At 64.1% G+C, this 18,525-nt stretch carries 19 protein-coding genes; 15 read left to right on the top strand and 4 right to left on the bottom strand.

All coding sequences use genetic code 11. The features are described from left to right. Window positions 1–41: 41 nt before the first annotated feature. The 13 genes from AB4099_RS04635 (at window position 42) to AB4099_RS04575 (ending at window position 12,338) form a co-directional block, all read left to right on the top strand. Entirely contained in the window at window positions 42–872 is an 831-nt protein-coding gene (locus AB4099_RS04635; protein ID WP_441477187.1) for a carbon-nitrogen hydrolase family protein, read from the top strand. Window positions 873–879: 7 nt separating this feature from the next. Beyond that, the gene (locus AB4099_RS04630) at window positions 880–1,605 is read left to right on the top strand and encodes an HpcH/HpaI aldolase family protein (RefSeq protein WP_441477186.1); all 726 of its coding nucleotides are present in this window, start codon (window positions 880–882) and stop codon (window positions 1,603–1,605) included. Window positions 1,606–1,957: 352 nt separating this feature from the next. Further along, on the top strand, window positions 1,958–2,650 hold the full coding sequence (locus AB4099_RS04625; protein ID WP_113513086.1) for an MtnX-like HAD-IB family phosphatase: 693 nt from the start codon (window positions 1,958–1,960) through the stop codon (window positions 2,648–2,650). Continuing rightward, the gene (locus AB4099_RS04620; RefSeq protein ID WP_113513088.1) at window positions 2,643–4,097 is read left to right on the top strand and encodes an aspartate aminotransferase family protein; all 1,455 of its coding nucleotides are present in this window, start codon (window positions 2,643–2,645) and stop codon (window positions 4,095–4,097) included. Before AB4099_RS04625 ends, AB4099_RS04620 begins: the two co-directional genes overlap by 8 nt. 17 nt (window positions 4,098–4,114) lie before the next feature. Then, window positions 4,115–5,038, top strand: a complete 924-nt coding sequence (locus AB4099_RS04615) for an arginase family protein (RefSeq protein ID WP_441477185.1) — start codon at window positions 4,115–4,117, stop codon at window positions 5,036–5,038. Then, complete coding sequence (locus AB4099_RS04610) at window positions 5,035–5,394, top strand: EamA family transporter (protein ID WP_113513092.1); 360 nt, start codon at window positions 5,035–5,037, stop codon at window positions 5,392–5,394. Before AB4099_RS04615 ends, AB4099_RS04610 begins: the two co-directional genes overlap by 4 nt. Window positions 5,395–5,406: 12 nt before the next feature. After that, window positions 5,407–6,261, top strand: a complete 855-nt coding sequence (locus tag AB4099_RS04605) for an alpha/beta hydrolase (RefSeq protein ID WP_113513094.1) — start codon at window positions 5,407–5,409, stop codon at window positions 6,259–6,261. After that, complete coding sequence (locus tag AB4099_RS04600) at window positions 6,258–7,445, top strand: GNAT family N-acetyltransferase (RefSeq protein WP_441477184.1); 1,188 nt, start codon at window positions 6,258–6,260, stop codon at window positions 7,443–7,445. Before AB4099_RS04605 ends, AB4099_RS04600 begins: the two co-directional genes overlap by 4 nt. Next, complete coding sequence (locus AB4099_RS04595) at window positions 7,442–7,858, top strand: EamA family transporter (RefSeq protein ID WP_162768040.1); 417 nt, start codon at window positions 7,442–7,444, stop codon at window positions 7,856–7,858. The genes AB4099_RS04600 and AB4099_RS04595 overlap by 4 nt, the downstream gene beginning before the upstream one ends. Next, window positions 7,845–8,276: a DUF2147 domain-containing protein gene (locus AB4099_RS04590; protein ID WP_441477183.1), complete on the top strand. Its 432-nt coding sequence runs from the start codon at window positions 7,845–7,847 to the stop codon at window positions 8,274–8,276. The genes AB4099_RS04595 and AB4099_RS04590 overlap by 14 nt, the downstream gene beginning before the upstream one ends. Window positions 8,277–8,330: 54 nt before the next feature. Further along, complete coding sequence (locus AB4099_RS04585; RefSeq protein ID WP_441477182.1) at window positions 8,331–10,058, top strand: sensor histidine kinase; 1,728 nt, start codon at window positions 8,331–8,333, stop codon at window positions 10,056–10,058. Further along, on the top strand, window positions 10,058–11,437 hold the full coding sequence (locus AB4099_RS04580) for a sigma-54-dependent transcriptional regulator (protein ID WP_113513102.1): 1,380 nt from the start codon (window positions 10,058–10,060) through the stop codon (window positions 11,435–11,437). Before AB4099_RS04585 ends, AB4099_RS04580 begins: the two co-directional genes overlap by 1 nt. Before the next feature lie 76 nt (window positions 11,438–11,513). Then, complete coding sequence (locus AB4099_RS04575; RefSeq protein ID WP_441477181.1) at window positions 11,514–12,338, top strand: MipA/OmpV family protein; 825 nt, start codon at window positions 11,514–11,516, stop codon at window positions 12,336–12,338. A gap of 212 nt (window positions 12,339–12,550) precedes the next feature. Here the strand turns inward: AB4099_RS04575 and AB4099_RS04570 are convergent, their stop codons facing one another. Then, a complete protein-coding gene (locus AB4099_RS04570; RefSeq protein ID WP_113513106.1) occupies window positions 12,551–12,982 on the bottom strand; it encodes a PACE efflux transporter in 432 nt (143 codons plus the stop codon). 91 nt (window positions 12,983–13,073) lie between these two features. On the opposite strand from AB4099_RS04570, the gene AB4099_RS04565 reads away from it, so the two are divergent. Further along, window positions 13,074–14,000, top strand: a complete 927-nt coding sequence (locus AB4099_RS04565) for a LysR family transcriptional regulator (RefSeq protein ID WP_441477180.1) — start codon at window positions 13,074–13,076, stop codon at window positions 13,998–14,000. Between the two features lie 66 nt (window positions 14,001–14,066). Here AB4099_RS04565 and AB4099_RS04560 read toward each other — a convergent pair whose 3' ends face one another. Beyond that, window positions 14,067–14,909 carry an AraC family transcriptional regulator gene (locus AB4099_RS04560; RefSeq protein ID WP_441477179.1) on the bottom strand — a complete coding sequence of 281 codons (843 nt, stop codon included), beginning with the start codon at window positions 14,907–14,909 and terminating at the stop codon, window positions 14,067–14,069. A gap of 119 nt (window positions 14,910–15,028) precedes the next feature. Here AB4099_RS04560 and AB4099_RS04555 point away from each other — a divergent pair, with 119 nt between their 5' ends. Then, a complete protein-coding gene (locus tag AB4099_RS04555; protein WP_441477178.1) occupies window positions 15,029–16,234 on the top strand; it encodes an MFS transporter in 1,206 nt (401 codons plus the stop codon). Between the two features lie 96 nt (window positions 16,235–16,330). Here the strand turns inward: AB4099_RS04555 and AB4099_RS04550 are convergent, their stop codons facing one another. Beyond that, on the bottom strand, window positions 16,331–17,317 hold the full coding sequence (locus AB4099_RS04550) for a Bug family tripartite tricarboxylate transporter substrate binding protein (protein WP_441477177.1): 987 nt from the start codon (window positions 17,315–17,317) through the stop codon (window positions 16,331–16,333). Further along, complete coding sequence (locus AB4099_RS04545) at window positions 17,250–18,452, bottom strand: 4-oxalomesaconate tautomerase (RefSeq protein WP_441477176.1); 1,203 nt, start codon at window positions 18,450–18,452, stop codon at window positions 17,250–17,252. Before AB4099_RS04545 ends, AB4099_RS04550 begins: the two co-directional genes overlap by 68 nt. Window positions 18,453–18,525: the final 73 nt, after the last annotated feature.

Here is an 18,525-nt window from a genome sequence, read left to right as displayed (position 1 = left end):
GCCTGCGCCGTCGCCCACCAGGATTCCCCAACAAGCGAGACATGATGAAAGTCGCGTTGATCCAGATGAATGCCGGTCAGGACAAGGCCGCCAATATCGCCATCGCACAGCGCCTGATCGAGCAGGCCTGCCGCGAAGAGAGCCCCGATCTCGTCATGCTGCCGGAGTGCTTCACGCTCTATGGCGGCGATGCCGACGCCCAGCGTGCCGCGGCCGAGCCGTGCCCGGGCGGCGAAGCCTATGCCATGCTTCAAGCGGCTGCCGCCCGCCACGAAGTCTACATCCATGGCGGCTCGTTGAACGAGCGTGACGGAGATCGCATCTTCAACACCAGCCTCGTCTTCAACCGCATGGGGCGCGAGGTGGCCCGCTATCGCAAGATCCATCTCTTCGCGATCACCGCGCCGGATGGCACGGTCTATGACGAAGGCAAGATCTACGGCGCGGGATCCGAGCTGGTGACCTTCGATCTCGACGGCGTCACTGTCGGCTGCACGATCTGCTATGATCTGCGCTTCCCCGAATTGTTTCGCGCGCTTGTCGACGCTGGCGCCCGCCTGATCGCGGTGCCGGCAGCCTTTACCCTGCACACCGGCAAGGAGCACTGGGAGCCGCTGCTGCGGGCCCGCGCCATCGAGAGCCAGTGCTTCATTCTCGCGCCCGGGCAGGAGGGGCCCTTCGAGGAAGATGGGCAGATCCTGTACAATTACGGGCACTCGCTTGTCGCCGAGCCATGGGGCGCGGTCATCGCCAAGCGCGCCCTGGGCGAAGGCATCGTTGCAGCGCGGCTGGATCTTGCCGCGATCGATCTCGCCCGCACGCGCATCCCGCTGGCGCGCCACCGCCGCCTGCCCTTCGCGTCTGTCAGGTGAGCATCCGATGACACGCAAACACCCCAGAATCGGTTGCTGGCTCGCGGCGCCCGACGTGGTTTTCATCGAAATCGCGGCGGACCTGGCATTCGACACGCTCGTTCTCGATGTCGAGCACGGGACACTGTCGCTCAGTGATCTCGACAAGCTCATTCCGCTTGCTCGCGCCCTGAAGCTCGAAGTCCTGGTCAAGGTTGCCGGGCCGCAGGCCGAGCCGATCCAGCAAGCGCTCGATTTCGGCGCGAATGGCGTCGTGATCCCGCATGTCGGTGCGGTGGCGCATGCCACGCAAATTTGTCGTTCGGCGAAATACCCGATGTTGGGAACCCGGAGTTATGCCGGAGCCCGCAGTGTCCGTTATGGCGCGCCATCCGCCAGCTATTTCGAGGACGATAACCGCGAAACCGCCTGTTACCCGATGATCGAGACGGCCGAGGCGCTTGCCGATGTCGAAGCCATCCTCGCCCTGCCGACCGTGGATGGAGTTTTCGTTGGCCCCTCGGACCTTTCACTGACGCGCGGGAGAGGTCGCTATCGCTTCAATGATGCCGACAGGGGCGATATCGGCCGGATCGCTTCCGCCTGCGCTGCAGCACAAAAGCCCTGGATCATGCCGGCATGGTCGGCAGCAGAACGAGCCTTCGCCGGGGATCGCGGTGCGTCACTCCTGGTCGTCGCGGAGCAGCAGGCAGCGATGGCCAGCGGGCTCCAGTTGGCGCGCGCTGCTGTGTAACGATGCGCGGCCTGGAATGCGTCTGAGCACGGGGCGGTTCCGGGCTGGCAGATATGTCGGCCTCCCCCGCGCTGGCGGGCAATGACCTCCTCCGCCAGGCGGTCCTCTCGGCATCACATCTGAAGATAACGCCAACGCCGCGTCGCTGCCGCGCTTTCATGAGGTCGCCACTATCGGCCTCCGGCCGATGAGCCGACGCATGGTTTAGCTCCATTTTTTGATGGAAGCTCCGCGAATGGGGGGCGGATGGCGCGGACAATTTGTCTGAATTTGTAGTAATATCAATTGATTACGAGATGGCACAGCGCTTGCGCTACCGGCATTCACCGAGAGCTACAAATGAGCGCCGAGCATGCTGTGGCAGGCCATCGTCGATTTCGACGGAACGATAACGTGTGAAGACACGACCGACCAGATTCTGGCGCGTTTCGCGGAGCCGGGCTGGGAGGCGATCGAGGACGACTGGGTTTCCGGCCGGATCGGTTCTCGCGAATGCATGGCCAGGCAGGTCGAGTTGCTGCGCGTGCTGCCGGCCGTGCTCGACGGTTTCACCGAGGCGATTGCGATCGATAGCGGCTTCAGTGCCTTTGTCGCGCTCTGCCGACGGCACGATATCCCGGTTACGGTCGTCTCCGACGGCCTTGATCGCACGATCCGCGCGGTGCTGGGCCGGATCGGACTCGGCGCATTGCCCGTCATCGCCAATCACCTCGCCGCGGTCGGCGGCGATCGCTGGCAGTTGACGTCGCCGCATGCCGCACTATCCGGCGATTGCGCGAGCGGCACCTGCAAATGCCGTGTGGCCGACGGCTTCGGACGACCGCTGACATTGCTCGTCGGCGACGGTCGCTCGGATTTCTGCCTCGCCGGGCAGGCGGATCTCGTCTTCGCCAAGAAAAGCCTCATCGGGCATTGCCACGACAACGCTCTGCCTCATCACCCCTTCTCCGATTTTTCCGAGGCCGTCGGCCTGCTGGAAGAACTGCTGGCCAGCCCGGTGACGAGCGGAGCCCAGAACCAACTCAAGGATATGATCGATGGATGACGGATACGCTTTGCTTGAGCCGGCTTCCACGGCACTGGCTGGTCTGCAATCCCGGCCGACGAGCCTCCATGCCGAGGAGGAGGCGCGCCTGCTCGCCCTCGAAGCGGAATACTGCTCCCATGGCGACACGGTCCATTACACGCAGTTCCCGAAGATCTTCTCGGGCTGCGACGGCTCCTACATGTTCGATGCCGAGGGCAATCGCTTCCTCGATCTGCAGATGTGGTATTCGGCGGTCAATTTCGGCTACGCCAATCCGCGCCTGAACGCGGCGCTGAAGCGCCAGATCGACACGCTGCCGCAAGTCGCGAGCCAGTATCTCCACCGCGAGAAGATCGAACTCGCCGCGATGATCGCCCGTGATGCGCAGGCGAAATTCGGCAGCAAGGGCCGGGTCCATTTCAATGTCGGCGGTGCGCAGGCGGTCGAGGATTCACTGAAGCTCGTGCGCAATGCGAGCAACGGCAAGAGCCTGATGTTCGCCTTCGAGGGCGGTTATCACGGCCGCACGCTCGGTGCCTCAGCCATCACCTCGTCCTACCGGTATCGCAGGCGCTTCGGCCATTTCGGCGAGCGGGCCCAGTTCGTGCCGTTTCCCTACCATTTCCGCGCCCCCAAGGGCATGAGCAAGGAAGAATACGGCGTGCATTGCGTGAAGCAGTTCGCGCGCCTGTTCGAGAGCGAGTATAATGGCGTCTGGGATCCCAAGGCCGGCCAGTCGGAATATGCGGCCTTCTATGTCGAGCCGCTCCAGGGCACCGGCGGCTACGTCATTCCGCCCCCCAACTTCTTCATCGAGCTGAAGAAGGTTCTCGATCAGCACGGCATCCTGCTCGTCGTCGACGAGATCCAGATGGGCTTCTACCGAACCGGAAAGTTGTGGTCGATCGAGCATTTCGGCGTGAAGCCGGACGTGATCGTCTTCGGCAAGGCGGTCACCAACGGGCTGAACCCGCTCTCGGGCATCTGGGCCAAGGAAGAGCTGATCAACCCCACCATATTCCCGCCAGGCTCGACCCACTCGACCTTCAACGCGAACCCGCTCGGCACGGCCGTCGCGCTCGAGGCGATGAAGATGATGGAAGAGGACGACTACGAGACCATGGTGATGGAGAAGGGGGCCTATTTCCTCGAGGGCCTCCAGGAACTGAAGCGCCGGCACCGGATCGTTGGCGATGTCGACGGTCTCGGCATGGCGCTGCGCATCGAGATCTGCGAGCCGCATGACAGCTACACCCCGTCGAAGCGGCTGGTCGACCTGATGTGCGACGAAGGCATGAAGGCCGATCTGGTGGTCGATGGCCAGCGCTACGGGCTCGTCCTCGACATCGGCGGTTACCACAAGAACGTCATTACGCTAGCCCCGGCGCTGACGATGACCCGCGCGGAGATCGATCTGGCGCTTGCACTGCTCGATCAGCTGTTCACGCGGGTTGCCAGGGTTTGAAAACGGCGAGGTCGGACGTGCAGTTGCGTGTGATCGACCTCGACGGCAGTGCAGCGGCTCAGGAGCCTCTGTGCCGGCGCATCGATGCGGGAGCCGCCACCCGCATCGATGCGACCGATCTTGGAAGCGCATTGCGTATCGTCGCAAGCCGGCAGGCGCTGAGCCTGCTGTACGAGCGACTGCGCGCGAAACCGATGCGCGAAGGCGAGGCTTCCGTGACATTCTACGGATCTGGCGACTTCCATCATCTGACTGCCGGCCTGCTTGCGCAGACCGGTCGGCCGCTCACGGTCGTGCATTTCGACAATCATCCCGACTGGGTGCGGTTTCCGGCGACCGTGAACTGCGGCGCCTGGGTCAACCGCGCCCTCGAACTCGATCACGTCAAACGGGTCGTGACGATCGGCCCTTGCAGCAGCGATCTGGTCAGGCCGGAATGGCAATTTGCCAATCTTGACGCGGTTTCTGATGGGCGGATCGAGCTCTACCCATGGCGGCATGCGCCTTCTCGTGTCTGGCGCCGCTATCGTGACGGGCGTGGGCACAAGCAGAGAGCCGGCGCGCTGCACTGGCGCAATCTCGCGGATGAGAACTGGAGCGACTTCGTCGATGAGCTGATCCGCAACCTGCCGACCCGCCGCATCTGGTTGACGATCGACAAGGATGTTCTGGGCCCGGGCGACGCCGCGACCAACTGGGATCAGGGCGAGCTACCTCTTGAGAATCTGCTGCTCGCGATCGAACGGCTGGCGGAGCAGTGCGAGATCGTCGGCGTCGATATCTGCGGCGACTATTCCGAGCCTCGCTTCGCCGATCCGTTCCGGGCGACGCTCGCCTATTTCGACCACCCGCCGCGGCGCCAGGTCACGGACGCCGAGCTGGCGGTCAACGCGCGGGTGAACGGTGTGTTGCTGGATTGCTTCGAACGGGTGCTGTCATGACGCTCGCGCTCATACTCTGGTTCGCCCTGTCGGTCGTATGCGACGTCGCTGGGCAACTCTGCTTCAAGCTCGGGGCCGATCGGTTGCCCGACAAACACGGACGGGCGCTCGTTCTTGCGGCGCTGCGCGACAGCTGGATCTGCGGGGGAATCCTGATCTACCTCGTGGAGGTCGTGGTCTGGCTGCGGATCCTTGCCGAAGTGCCGCTTTCGATCGCCTTCCCGATCGCCAGCCTGAATTTCCTTGGCGTAACGCTTGCCAGCGCCGTGTTCCTCAAGGAGCGCGTCGTGCGTCGGCAATGGCTCGGCGCCTGTCTCATCACTCTTGGCGTCGTCATCGTCGCCCGCACCGCCTGAGGGATCCGTTCCGTGGCAGCAAAAGACAACAGCCTTCGCTTCTCCGGCGGCCGGACCGGGTTCCTCCTGATCCATGGTCTGGGAGGTACGCCGGTGGAGCTGCGGCTCGTCGCACGTGCGCTGGCGCGGGCCGGTCACACCGTTCATTGCCCCCAGTTGGCGGGGCATTGCGGCAGCGAGGGAGATCTTCTGGCGACGGGCTGGCGCGACTGGACAGCCAGCGTCGAAGCCGAACTCGGGGGGATGAAGCTGATCTGCGACACGATCATCGTCGGGGGATTGTCGATGGGGGCGGTGATGGCGATGCATATCGCGGCACGCCACCGCGACGACGTGCAGGGGCTTGCCCTCTACGCTCCGACGCTCTGGTATGATGGCTGGTCGATCCCCTGGTACAGCTTTCTGCTGAAGCTGCTCATCAACACGCCCATGGGCCGCCGCTATCGCTTTGTCGAGCGCGAGCCCTATGGCGTCAAGGATGAGCGCACCCGCGCGATGATCGTGGGGGCGATGGGGGGTGGGGACAGCTCGCAGGCCGGCCTTCTGGGCACGCCCGCGGGCTCGCTTCAGCAGATGTGGGCGCTGATCAAGGATACGCGCCGCCGGATGGGCGAAATCACCTGTCCCGCGCTCGTCGTGCAGGCGCGCGAGGACGACATCTCCGGTCTCTCCAATGCCGCCTATATCCAGCGGCACCTCGGCGGGATCGTCGATACCGTCGTGCTGAATGACAGCTATCATCTCGTGACGATCGACCAGCAGCGCGATGTTGTGATCGACCGCTCGCTTGCCTTGGCGGCGCGGTTGTCCGTTCCAGACAAGGTCCGACGGGAGCCGGCGAGCCTCTGCGCCGTTGCGGCGGAATGACCGCGCCGCGCGCCCGCATCGTCGAACGGATCGCCGAGATCACCCCCGAGGCGTGGGATCGGTGCTGTCCCGGCGAAGCGGAAAACCATGCCTATTACAGCGCCTGCGAGCAGGCGTTGGCCGGGAGCGGCAGCAGCATCGCCATGGGCGCGGCCTGTGTCGAGGATGCCTTTGGCATCAGTGCCATCGCGCCGTTCTTCCTGTTCAACTACCGGCTTGATACGCCATTTCAGGGTGGGCTCCGGCGCTTCGGCGATGCGGTGTTCAGACTGGCGCCGCGCCTCGTCTCCCTCAAGGTGCTCTGTGTCGGCTCACCCTATGCCGAACGCTGTCATGCCTCAGTGCGCAATGGGCTTGGTTCCGAGCAATCCGCGTCTGCCTTCGCGGCGCTCGGCGATATTCTCGACCAGCACGCCCGAAGCGTGGGGGCCGATCTCGTGGCCTGGAAAGATGTTGCCGAGCAGGGTGCACCAGGCCTGCGTGATGCGCTGCTGTCGCGGGGATTTGCTCGTGTCGGCAGTCTGCCGTTCGCGGTGCTCGATCTGCCCTTCGTTGGCGAGGCGGACTATCTCGCCTCGCTCTCGGCCGCCACGCGTAAGGATGTCCGGCGCAAGCTGGCGAAGGCCGGCGCGGTCCGGGTCGAGATGCGGCATGGGCTCGAGGGTATCGAAAGTGAGATTACCGAGCTTTACGAGTCGACGCGGGCCGAGAGCGGCCTCGACTACGGTGATCTGGAGGTGCTTCCCCCCGATTACTTCAAGGCGGTCTCGGCGGCGCTCGGCGAGCGCGCTATCTTTGCGCTCTATTGGGTCGGCCAGACGCTCGCTGCCTTCAACCTGCTGCTGATCGAGAATGACAGAGTGATCGATAAGTTCCTCGGCATGCGCTACCCGCTTGCCCGCCAGCATAACCTCTATGCAGTGAGCTGGATGACGAATGTTCGCTTCTGCCTCGAACGGGGTATCGTGCGGCTGCAGACCGGCCAGACCGCCTATGCCTCGAAGCTGCGTTTCGGCAGCAGGCTGGTGCCTTCAACGGTCTTCTTCAGGCACCGGAACGCCGCGCTGCAATGGGCCTTGAAATCGGCCAGCCCCTGGTTCGCCTTCGACAGGTTCGATCCGGACCTGCGGGCGTTGCGCCGGACGCCGGCAAGGGAGCAGGCGGCAAGGGAGCAGGCGGCATGAGCACGATCGAGACCTCGCGGCAGAGCTTGCCATGGCGCCAGCTTTGGATCTGGACGATCTTCATCGCGCTCGATACCGCGACCCAGCTTGCCTTCAAATGGGGAGCGGACGGGCTCGCCGACATGGATTTCGGGCTGCAGATGATGATCAGGGCATCGTCGCTACCGGGCGTCTGGCTGGCGGCGCTCGGCTATGCCGCGACGTTCATCGTCTGGATGCTGATCCTGCGTGACATGCCGCTGAGCCGCGCTTTCCCGATGACCGGGCTCGCCTATGTCACGGTCCCTCTGCTCGCTTGGCTTGCGCTCGGCGAACGGATCGATGCCGTTCAAGCCGGCGGAATCGCCCTGATCGTAGCCGGCGTCATTGCTTTGGGTTGGGAGGATGAGGAGGATGGCGATGGCCAGACTTAACGCTAGAATGCTTGTTCTCGCCGCATTGGTGGCGATGTCGTCGCTGCATGCCGCCGCTGCGGACCCGATGAGCGAGATCGTCGGGCGCTGGCGCGATTCCGATGGCGAGTCCGAGATTGCGATCGCGCGCTGCGGGCAGGCGCTCTGCGGCAAGATTGTTTGGCTCAAGCAGGAGCGGGTCGACCAATCAAACCCCGACAGCAATTTGCGCGGGCGCTCCCTGCTCGGTGTCCAGGTCCTGACTGGCTTCAGGCCTGAGGGTACGGCGGGGCTGCTTGCCGGGGAGGGGTATAATCCGGAGGATGGTCGCACTTACAAGACCACGATCAGCTTGCAGTCGCAGAGGACACTCGTCGTAAAGGGGTGCGTGCTGGGTGGCTTTATCTGCGATGACGACACCTGGACGAGGCGACCCTGAGCGGATGTCCTGCTTGGGCAGAACGCAGCCTTCCATGGTCCTGGAGACGGCTTGATGCCTATTCGCAAGACGTCGCTGCGGTTGAGGCTTGTGATCGGCTTCCTGTTGGTCAGCGTCCCGGCGATGCTGACCTCCGCCTATGTCGCAGCGCGGCTGATCTCCTCCGCCTTTGAGGCGAATGTCGAGCAATGGCTCGGCGAGACCTCGCGCTTCTTCATGCTCGAGGTGACCGAGGCGACACAGGAGGCGCAGCGCGTCGCCAGCGTCGTCGGCCACCGCCTGGAGACCTCGGTTCATGGCGATCTTCGCCGCCCCAAGGTCATCGAGCGGGAGTTCGCGCTGCTCAGTACGGTCGGCTATGACCTGATCGCGATCTATGATGATCGGCGCGAAATGCTGTTCACGTCGCGCGACTTCACGTCCTCGGCTGCCCTGCCCACCGAAACGAGCCAGGGCATCTTCAAGATCACGACTGGCGAGGAAAACCACCTCATGGCCGGTGCCGTGCAGAGTGTGCAGGTCAATGAGAAGCCGGCCTACGTCCTTGTCGGCACCTGGCTCGATGATTCCTATCTCGGCAGCATCAAGGTCGTGACCTCGCTGGATGTCCGGCTCTTCGCCGAAACCAGCTCGGGACTGGAAGCCGTCATGCTGACGCATCCGGACGACACGCGCACGGTGCCGGATGCGATCCGTGAGCGCCTGGCGAAAGGCGAGGATACGATCTTCGACCGCGAGGCCGATGACGGCGCCTATCGTGCCGTCTACACGGCCTTCCGTGGTATCGATGGCAAGCTGGCAGCTGTTGCATTCATTGGGCTACCGAGCGGTGCCGACTTCTTCGAGCAGCTCGGACCTTCCCAGCTCTTCATCGGCATCTTCCTGCTCGGCAGCCTCATCTCGATCATCGTCGGGGCTGCGATGTCGGGTATCCTGGTCAAGCCGCTGCGAGCATTGACGCGCGGCGTCCGAGCGATCGCGGCCGGCGATTTCAAGCAACGGGTTCCTGAGACCGGCGGGAGGGAGATTGCGCAGCTCGCCGCAGGCTTCAACGGTATGGCGGAGCAGCTCGGCAAGCTGCATGCTCTGGAGACCGAGCTCCGGCGTCGCGACAGGCTCTCCGCCCTCGGGCAAGCGGCGATGGTGATTGCCCATGAAGTCCGCAACCCGCTCGGCATCATCAAGACCTCGACCGAGGTGGTGCGCAATCGTGCCAAGCTCGGGGTCGCCGAGGACCGCATGCTTGGTTATGTGATCGAGGAGGTACGCCGGATCGAAACGCTGGTGCGGGACTTTCTCGACTTCGCTCAGCCCAAGGCGCCGAGCAAGACCGTCTTTCCATTCCGCGCGGTGATCGATCGGGTCGCCTCGATCGCGATGCCGGAGCTTGACCGCCATGGCATCGTCCTCGACATCAAGGATCGTAGCGGGGGCGGGCTGATCTCGGGCGATCCGGATCAGCTCCATCAGGCGGGCTTGAATCTCGTCCTGAACGCGATCGACGCGATGCCCGCCGGCGGAGTGATCACGGCGGAGTTCACGTCGAGCAATGGCGAGATTTCGCTGACGATCAGCGATCAGGGGGATGGTGTGGCCGAGGAGATCAGGGGCGAGATATTCAACCCATTCATCACGACCAAGACGAAGGGAACGGGGCTCGGCCTTGCCAAAGTGCAATCGGTCGCCGCGGCACATGGAGGCCGCGCCCATTACGCCAGCCCGGCGGGGCAGGGCGCCTCGTTCACGATTACATTGCCTCTGCTGGAGCGTGGAGCATCCTGATGACCCACAGCATCCTGGTCGTCGATGACGAAGCTCGCCTGGCCGATGTTCTGGCGGCTGCGCTGGAGGATCTCGGCTATCGCGCGACCGCCGTCGAAAACGCCCGCGAGGCGCTTTCCAGTCTGGAGCAGGAACGGTTCGACCTCGTGTTGACTGATCTGCGCCTGCCAGGGATGGACGGGCGCGCCCTGCTGCAGGAGGTGCGCAAGCGCTGGCCAGAGGTCCCCGTCGTGGTCATCACGGCTTTCGCCACGGTTCGCGATGCCGTCGAGCTCGTGAAGGAAGGCGCCTTCGACTACATCGCCAAGCCGTTCGAGATGGAGGATGTCGCAGCCGTCATTCGTCGTGCGTTGCGGCTGGCCGAGGTGGTGCGCGACAATGAACGGCTGCGGGGCGAACTCGAGGGCCGCTACAGCTTCGAGAATCTGATCGGAACGAGCCCGCCCTTCAGGAGAGTGATCGAACAGGTCACCGAGGTCTGCGAGACACGCGCCACGGTCATGCTCAACGGAGAGAGCGGCACCGGCAAGGAGGTTGTGGCACGCGCGATCCATTTCAACAGTCCGCGCCGGAATAAGCCCTTTGTCGCGATCAATTGCGCTGCCATCCCTGAGACGTTGCTCGAAAGCGAGCTCTTCGGTCATGTGAAAGGTGCCTTTACCGGAGCGCTGGCCAACCGCGTCGGCCGCTTCGCCGCCGCCGATGGCGGAACCCTCTTCCTCGACGAGATCGGCGATATGCCGATCGCCGTTCAGGCGAAGCTGCTGCGTGCGGTTCAGGAGCGCAGCTTCGAGCCTGTCGGGGGCACCCGCAGCCAGACGGTGGACGTCCGGCTGATCGCGGCAACCCATAGGGACATGCGCCAGGCGGTTGCGTCCGGCGAGTTCCGGGAGGACCTGTTCTATCGGCTCAACGTCTTCCCGATCCAGTTGCCTGCCCTGCGTGAGCGGCGCGAGGACATCCCGATCCTCGCCGCCCATTTCCTCGCGACGCTGGCCGAGGCGATGGGCAAGCGCGTGACCGGCTTTACCCCGGCCGCTCTCTCGGCGATGGACGGCCATGACTGGCCCGGCAATATCCGTGAGCTGCATAATTGCGTTGAGCGCGCGGTGATCGTCGCGAAGTCGCCGACCATCGACGTCCCGGACCTGCCTCGCGACCTGTTTGAAGGCGGCGCGCGGCGCGCCGAGCGGGATCGCCTCCCGAACGATCTCGATGCCGAACTCGAGCGGCTCGAGCGCGGCTTCATCATCGAGGCGCTGCGGCGTACGGACGGCGTCCAGGTCCAGGCCGCGAGGCTCCTCGGCATTGCCGAGCGCAGCCTGTGGCACCGCATTAAGAAACTGGACGTGAAACTCGGTAGAAAAATCGCCGAGTGACGTTCCGTTCGGTCTTTACCTGTTTGCGACAGAGTTCAGATATGGCAAGCGTGGGTGTCCTGCAGGAGCGACGATTGTGCCCGCCTACCGTAAGCTTGCCGTCGCCGGTCTGTGCCTGGCCGCTGGATCCCAGGTTGCTCTAGCGGCTGATCCGGCTCCGGTGCTGCTCAATCCCACTCCGGCCTCCGGCTGGATCGTGACGCTTGGCGGCTCGGGTCAGATCGGTCCCAAATATGACGGCGCAAAGGCCTATGGACCGTCGGGCACGCCGTCGTTGAGCTGGCGGCGGGTTGGCGAACCGGAAGGGTTCAGCGCACCCGACGAGGGGCTGGACTTCGCCCTGTACGAGACGAGCCGCTACAGCATCGGCGTCGTCGGCGACCTGAAGTCGGGTCGCTATTCCGGCTCAGAGCGAAAACTGTTCGGAATGCGCGATGTGCCCTGGACGATCGAGGCTGGCGCCTTCGCCGAATTCTGGCCGATCGAGGACCGGCTGCGGACCCGCATCGAGGTGCGGCAGGGTTTCCACGGCCATCACGGCATTGTCGCCGATATCTTCGTTGACTGGGTTCAACCGATTGGCCGCTTCAAGCTCTCGGGCGGTCCGCGCTTTTCGTTCGGCAACCAGGCCTATATGCGCAGGAATTTTGGTGTGACACCGGAGGAATCGGCCGCGAACGGCCTCCTCGCTGCCTACAGCCCGTCGGGAGGCGTCAAATCGGCAGGCCTCGCAGCGGCACTCGAATATGCATGGTCGGACGTCTGGAAAACGACGGCTTACGCCCGTTATGATCGTCTTCTGCAGGATGCCGCGCGCTCGCCGATCGTCCGCACCATTGGCGCGCGCGACCAGTTCTCGTTCGGATTGAGCACGACCTATTCGTTCAAGATTGGCGGTTAGCGCCAATCCTCAGGCGCAGAGCCAAGTGAAGGGGCTGTTCGGGCCGGGCCGGAATCGGCCTGAATGGCGCCTCGATCCGTTCGCCCGCAGCAGCGGATTTATCAGCGTTTCAGGCCCTCGCACTCGTCACCGGGCGGGTTTCGCCTCCGCTGGAGACGAAATCCGCAGCCGAGCGCGCGGCCGTCATGATCGCCGCGACGACAGCTTCAGAGTCACATGGCATAGGCCGGACTCGCTGGGATCGGGAAGACCCGATCATAGGCCAGGTTGAAGCTGAAAGCGTAGACCACATAGAAGATGACGATCGCGATATCCATCACGAAGGCCTGCATCAGGGTGATGCCGAGATACCAGGCGATCGGCGGCAGCAGGATCATCAGAAGCCCGCCCTCGAACAACGCGACATGCAGGATGCGCGTGCCCATTCCCTTGTTGGTATGGCCGACCATGCGCTGCATCGCGTGGTCAAAGCCCAGGTTGAACAGGAAGTTCCAGATCGTCGCGACGGTTGCGCTGCCGACGCCGATGACGCCCATATGCCCTGCCGGCAGGCCGAACAGATAGGCTCCCGCCGGAACAACGATGGCTAATCCGATCGCCTCGAACATGAGTGCATGGCGGATTCGGTCTCGAACGGAGCGCATATGCTAAAGGGCCTTCACTATGATCGATGGCCGCGTTCTCTATCTGTCATTACGATTGCATCAAGTTAGATCATATCTGATAATCAGATAGATGACGGTTTCGCTGGACCAACTTCGGGCCTTTGTCGCGGCAGCGGAACATGGCTCGTTCTCCGGGGCCGCACGCGCGCTGCGCAAGGCGCAATCTGCTGTAAGCACGCAGGTCTCGAATCTGGAGGAGGATCTGGGCGTTGCCCTGTTCAGCAGGGCCGGGCGCAACCCTGTGCTCACTCCGGCTGGCGAAAGACTGCTGCGCGAGGCCAAGGTCGTGCTCGATCGCAGCGAGCACCTCATCGGCGTCGCGCGCAGCTTCGAGGCGCATGTCGAGAAGCGGCTTGTCATCGCGATCGACGAACTTTACCCGGAGCACGCGCTTGGGGCGCTTTTCGCTGATTTTGCGCGGCATTTTCCCCATGTGGAGCTCGAGATCCTGTTCCCGCTGATGGAGGATGTGAGCCGGCTGGTCGTGGCAGGGAAGGCCGATATCGGCGTGATGTGGCGCCAGGAGGTTCTGCCGACGGAGCTTGGTTTCCAGACGATCGGATGGGTTCCGCTCAAGCTTGTTTGCGGCAAGGACCATCCGCTCGCCAAGGCTCGCGTCGATTGGGAAGAGTTGAAGCGCTACAGGCAGATCCTCGTCGCTGCCAGAAGCGACGGGCCGGAGAAGCGGCGGCTGCGCGTTGCCGCCGAGGTCTGGTGGGTGGAAAGCCACTGGGTCATTCTGGAGATGGTGAAGCACGGCATCGGCTGGGCCTTCGTTTCCGACCATGTCATCGCGAAATCGCCGGCCGCCCCACATCTGGTGACTCCTGATCTTCAGTTCGACGACGCGGATTGGCCGATTGCGCTAGAGATGATCTGGCACAAGCAGCGGCCATGCGGCCCGGCCGCCAAATGGCTCCGCGAGCGCTTCGCCAGCACCAGGATCGACGCCGACCCCTCGTGGAGTTCCGCTCCGCCGGAAGGAACCCGGACATAGCGGCCCTGGCGATGCCGGCAAGCCGGGCTGCGCAGCTCGAAGCTCTGGTTTCGTGAGGCAAGGGCCCTATCGGCGCGACTGTGCGGCCTGCGCGCTGATCGAGGCCTTCATGTAGCTGCGCGGCGAGGTCCCCAGCAGGCGGCGAAACATCGTGGTGAAGGCGGCGACGTTCTCGTAACCCGCCAGCATGGCGATCTGCGTCACGGGAGCGCCTTCCGCGAGTTTCGGCAGGCAGGCGAACAGGCTGGCCTGCTGGCGCCAGGTCGCGAAGCTGACGCCGGTCTCCTTGAGGAAGAAGCGCGTGAAGGTTCGGCGACTCATCGCCAGCGCTTCCGCCCAGGTGTCGAGTCGGGCATTCGCTGACGGAGCCGCAGTATAGGCCAGGCATAGTGCGACGAGCCTCCTGTCGGACGGGAAGGGAAGGCCGAGAGGACGGGGCCGGAGGGACGCGATCTCCTCCATCAGAAGCTGCAGACTCAACGTCAGCTTGCGGCTTCCGGCGGGCGCCTCGCGCAGGCGGATCGCCTCGATGATCAGGCTGCGCGCGAGATCCGTCACTTCGAGCACCACCGGCTCGGGATCGGCCAGGACGCCTTCGCCGGGCAGCAGATAGACCGATCTCATGCTGACATCGCTCAGCATTTCCACGGAATGCTCGAGATGGTGCGGGATCAGGAGGGCGTGGCCCGGCGGGATCATCCAGCGACCGCGCTCGGTTGCGACCACCACAACGCCGGAGAAGACACAGAGCAGCTGGATGCGCTGGTGGCTATGGAGAGGGATGGTATAGCCCGCCGGATCCTCGTTGCTGTGCACCAGGATGTCGGCCTCGGCATAGGCAATCCATCCGAGGTTACGGCGGTGAGCCTCGTCGCGCGCCTCGAGCAGATGCTGCGGCAGTTTTCTCATCTTTGGCCCAAACGCAAAAGAACTCGACCGAAACACGAATGCAGGTCAAGGGGGCGCTCTGTAAAGAGGCATGGCGGCGATAAGCCGGTGGTTGCGGCCCGCGCTGGAGACGAATTGAGATGGTTGCGGCGTTCCCCGGGACTCGGTCCCGTTTCGAGAAGACGACGACATCGGTCCTGCTGGCGGTGAGCTTCTGCCACCTTCTCAACGATGTGATGCAATCGCTTCTTGCCTCGCTCTATCCGCTGTTCAAGGCAAACTACGCTCTCGATTTCGTTCAGATCGGACTGCTGACCATGACCTTCCAGGTCACGGCTTCGCTGCTGCAACCGGTGGTCGGGATGGTGACCGATCGCTGGCCGATGCCCTATTCGCTGCCGGCCGGGATGGCCTGCACCTGCGTCGGGCTGATCCTGCTGGGCAACGCGCATAGCTTTGCGATGCTGCTCGTGGCGGCGAGCCTGATCGGCTTCGGTTCTGCAATCTTCCACCCGGAAGCGTCACGGGTGGCCCGCCTTGCCTCCGGCGGCCGCCATGGTCTGGCGCAATCGCTCTTCCAGGTCGGCGGCAACATGGGCTCGGCCATCGGACCGCTGCTCGCGGCCTTCGTGGTGTTGCCATTCGGTCAGGGCAGCGTGGCGTGGTTCTCTGCCATAGCGATGCTGGGCATGATCGTGCTCGGCTGGGTCGGGGCCTGGTATGCCGGTCATCGCCGCCAGAATGCCAGCCGTCCTGCCGTCAGTCGCTCGCTGCCGTTGCCGCAGGGGCGGGTTGCATTGGCGCTGATTATCCTCGTGCTGCTGACCGCGACCAAGAACGTCTACATGGCCAGCATCTCGAGCTATTTCACCTTCTACGTCATCGATCAGTTCCAGCTCGGCATGCGCGATGCGCAGCTGATGCTGTTTCTCTTCCTTGGGGCGGCCGCAGCCGGGACCTTTCTGGGCGGGCCGATCGGGGATCGGTTCGGAGCGCGCTTCGTGATCTGGTTCTCGATCCTGGGTGTGATCCCATTCGCGCTGCTTCTGCCTTATGCGAACCTGTTCTGGACGGGTGTGCTAAGCGTCGTGATCGGCCTGATCTTCGCCTCGGCATTCTCTGCGATTGTCGTCTTCGCACAGGAACTCGTGCCCGGCCGTGTCGGCCTGATCGCGGGCGTGTTCTTCGGCTTTGCCTTTGGCGCCGGCGGACTTGGAGCGGCCCTGCTCGGCAACTTCGCGGATACGCACGGCATCGCCTTCGTCTACCGCGTCTGCTCCTACCTGCCGCTGCTGGGTCTGCTCACGATCCTGCTGCCTCGCCTGCCGCAGAAGGGTGAGAGCTAGGTCCCCGGAATCGCTCAGGCTGGTTTGCATGCAGCGTCATGGCCCGCTCTGGCGGCCCATGACGCTGGTCTTTGTATGGAATGGTCTGTCTGGGGCCTAGTTTATGGCGATCTGGGCCTGCTTGATGATGCCGGCCCAGCGCTTCGACTCCGCTTCCATCATCGCGGCGAACTCGGCTGGCGTATTGCCGATCGGCTCGGCGCCTTCGTTCTTCAGCCGTTCGCGGATCGTTGCGTCGTTGATGGCTTCCACGGTGGCGGTGCGGAGCTTCGCAGCGACGTCCTTCGGCGTACCCTTCGGCACGACGAAACCATACCAGGCTGTCGCCTCGTAACTGGCCCAGCCGCTTTCTGCGACCGAAGGCACCTCGGGAAAGAGCTTGGCTCGCTCCTTGCCGGTCACCGCCAGCGCGCGCACCTTGCTGCCTTCGATCAGTCCGAGAACCGACGGCACGGTGGTGATCATGAAATCGGACTGGCCGGCGAGGAGATCAGTCAGAGCCGGGCCTGCGCCGCGATAGGGCACGTGCACGGCCGTGAACTGCGCCATCTGTGCCAGCAGAACGGTGGCCAGGTGACTGGCCGAACCGTTGCCGGCAGAGCCGTAGGTCAGTTTGCCGGGATTCTTCTCGGCGAAGCTGATCAGGTCCTTGATCGTCTTGTAGGGCGAATTCTGGGCCACGACGACGACCAGCGGAGCCGCTGAAATCAGGGTAATCGGGTCGAAGGCCGTCAGCGGATCGACCTTGACGTTCTTGAACAGGTGCGGGTTGACTACCATCGGGCCCTGATTGGCCATCAGCACGGTGTATCCATCCGCCGGGGAGGTGGCAGCCTGAGCGGTGATCAGGTTGCCGCCGGCCGAGCCGTTATTCTCCACGACCAGCGACTGGCCGAGCTTTTCGCCAACGCCCTGGGCGACCAGACGCGCGATCGCGTCCGTTCCGCCGCCGGCGGCGTAGGGCACCAGCAAGCGCATCGGCCGCTCGGGAAATGCCGCCTGACCGAATGCCAGCTCAGGCAGACAGGCGCTGGCGGCCGCCGTCGTCAGCAGGCTGCAGAAGTGGCGACGCGTCGGTGTCATGATGGGAATTTCCTCCGATTGCAGTCCCTTCTGGCAGCGCGCCAATCGCGCTGGCGGGGACGATGACATGGCCTTCAAAGATACGGCGCGCAGTGCGCACCAGGCTGGCTCTGGCAACCTGGCCAGATGCGTCGAGAGCGAGATCGACCTGGATGCGGCCGCTTGGATGCTCGATCGTCACCAGCGAGGCGGCGTCCGCGAGGCTGACGTCCTGCGCGATGCTACCGGGGACCTGGCTGGCGACGGCGATGCAGAGCGCGCCGGTGACGGCATGGCTGCGATGGCAGCGGTCCGGCGTGAAATAGCGTGAGGTCAGGCTGCCGCCCTGGCGGGCCTTCGAGAGCAGTCCGATCTTGGGAATGACCCGGCCGGCCACGTCGCCAAGACCCATGCGCCTGCCCGCCTCGCGCCGGATCTCCTCCAGCCGTGCCAGCAGGGCCGTGTTCGCGTCGAGCTCCGCCGGTGGCTCGTCACCGGCAAGGCCGAAATCGGTGGCGCGGACGAGCAGCATCGGCGTGGCATAGTCGATCAGCGTGGCCGGCACACCATCGATCAACTCGCGCGGCTTGCCCGTCGGCAGCAAGGAACCTGTCTTCGAGCCGACAGCTTCGAGGAAGGTCAGCTTGATCGGGGCTGCAGTGCCGGCCACGCCGTCGATTGCGGTTGCGCCGTCATATTCGACCCGTTTGCCGGGGGTCTGCACCACCGCCTCGATCAGCGAGGCGGTATTGCGGTTATAGATCCGAACCATCGTCTCGCCCTCACAGGCCGGCACGAGGCCGGCCTCGATGGCGAAGGGGCCGATGGCAGACAGCATGTTGCCGCAGTTCGGACCGAGATCGACATGAGCCCGGTCGACGGCGACCTGGGCGAAGAGGTAATCGATATCGGCATCCGGCCGTGACGCATTGCCGACGATGGCGACCTTGCTGGTCAGCGAATTGCCGCCCCCGATCCCGTCGAGCTGCAGTGTGTGAGGCGACCCCATTGCCGCGAGCAGCACGCGGTCGCGCGCCGCCGGGTCGGCCGGCAGATCGGTTTCCAGGAAGAACGGGCCGCGGGATGTGCCGCCGCGCATCAGCACGCAGGGAATGCGCAGGGCACGTGCATGAGCGGGCTTGAGCGGATCGGGCAAGGGCGGCGTCCAGCGGTGAGTGACGGGCTCTCATCCCAGATCGCGAAACCGCTGTGAAATGCAGAGATCGGTG

Origin of the sequence: Allobosea sp. 2KB_26, assembly GCF_052115715.1 — a bacterium.
GTDB lineage: Bacteria > Pseudomonadota > Alphaproteobacteria > Rhizobiales > Beijerinckiaceae > Allobosea.
Note: the sequence above shows the minus strand (reverse complement) of the source record. Positions and strands in the feature narration are given on the sequence as shown.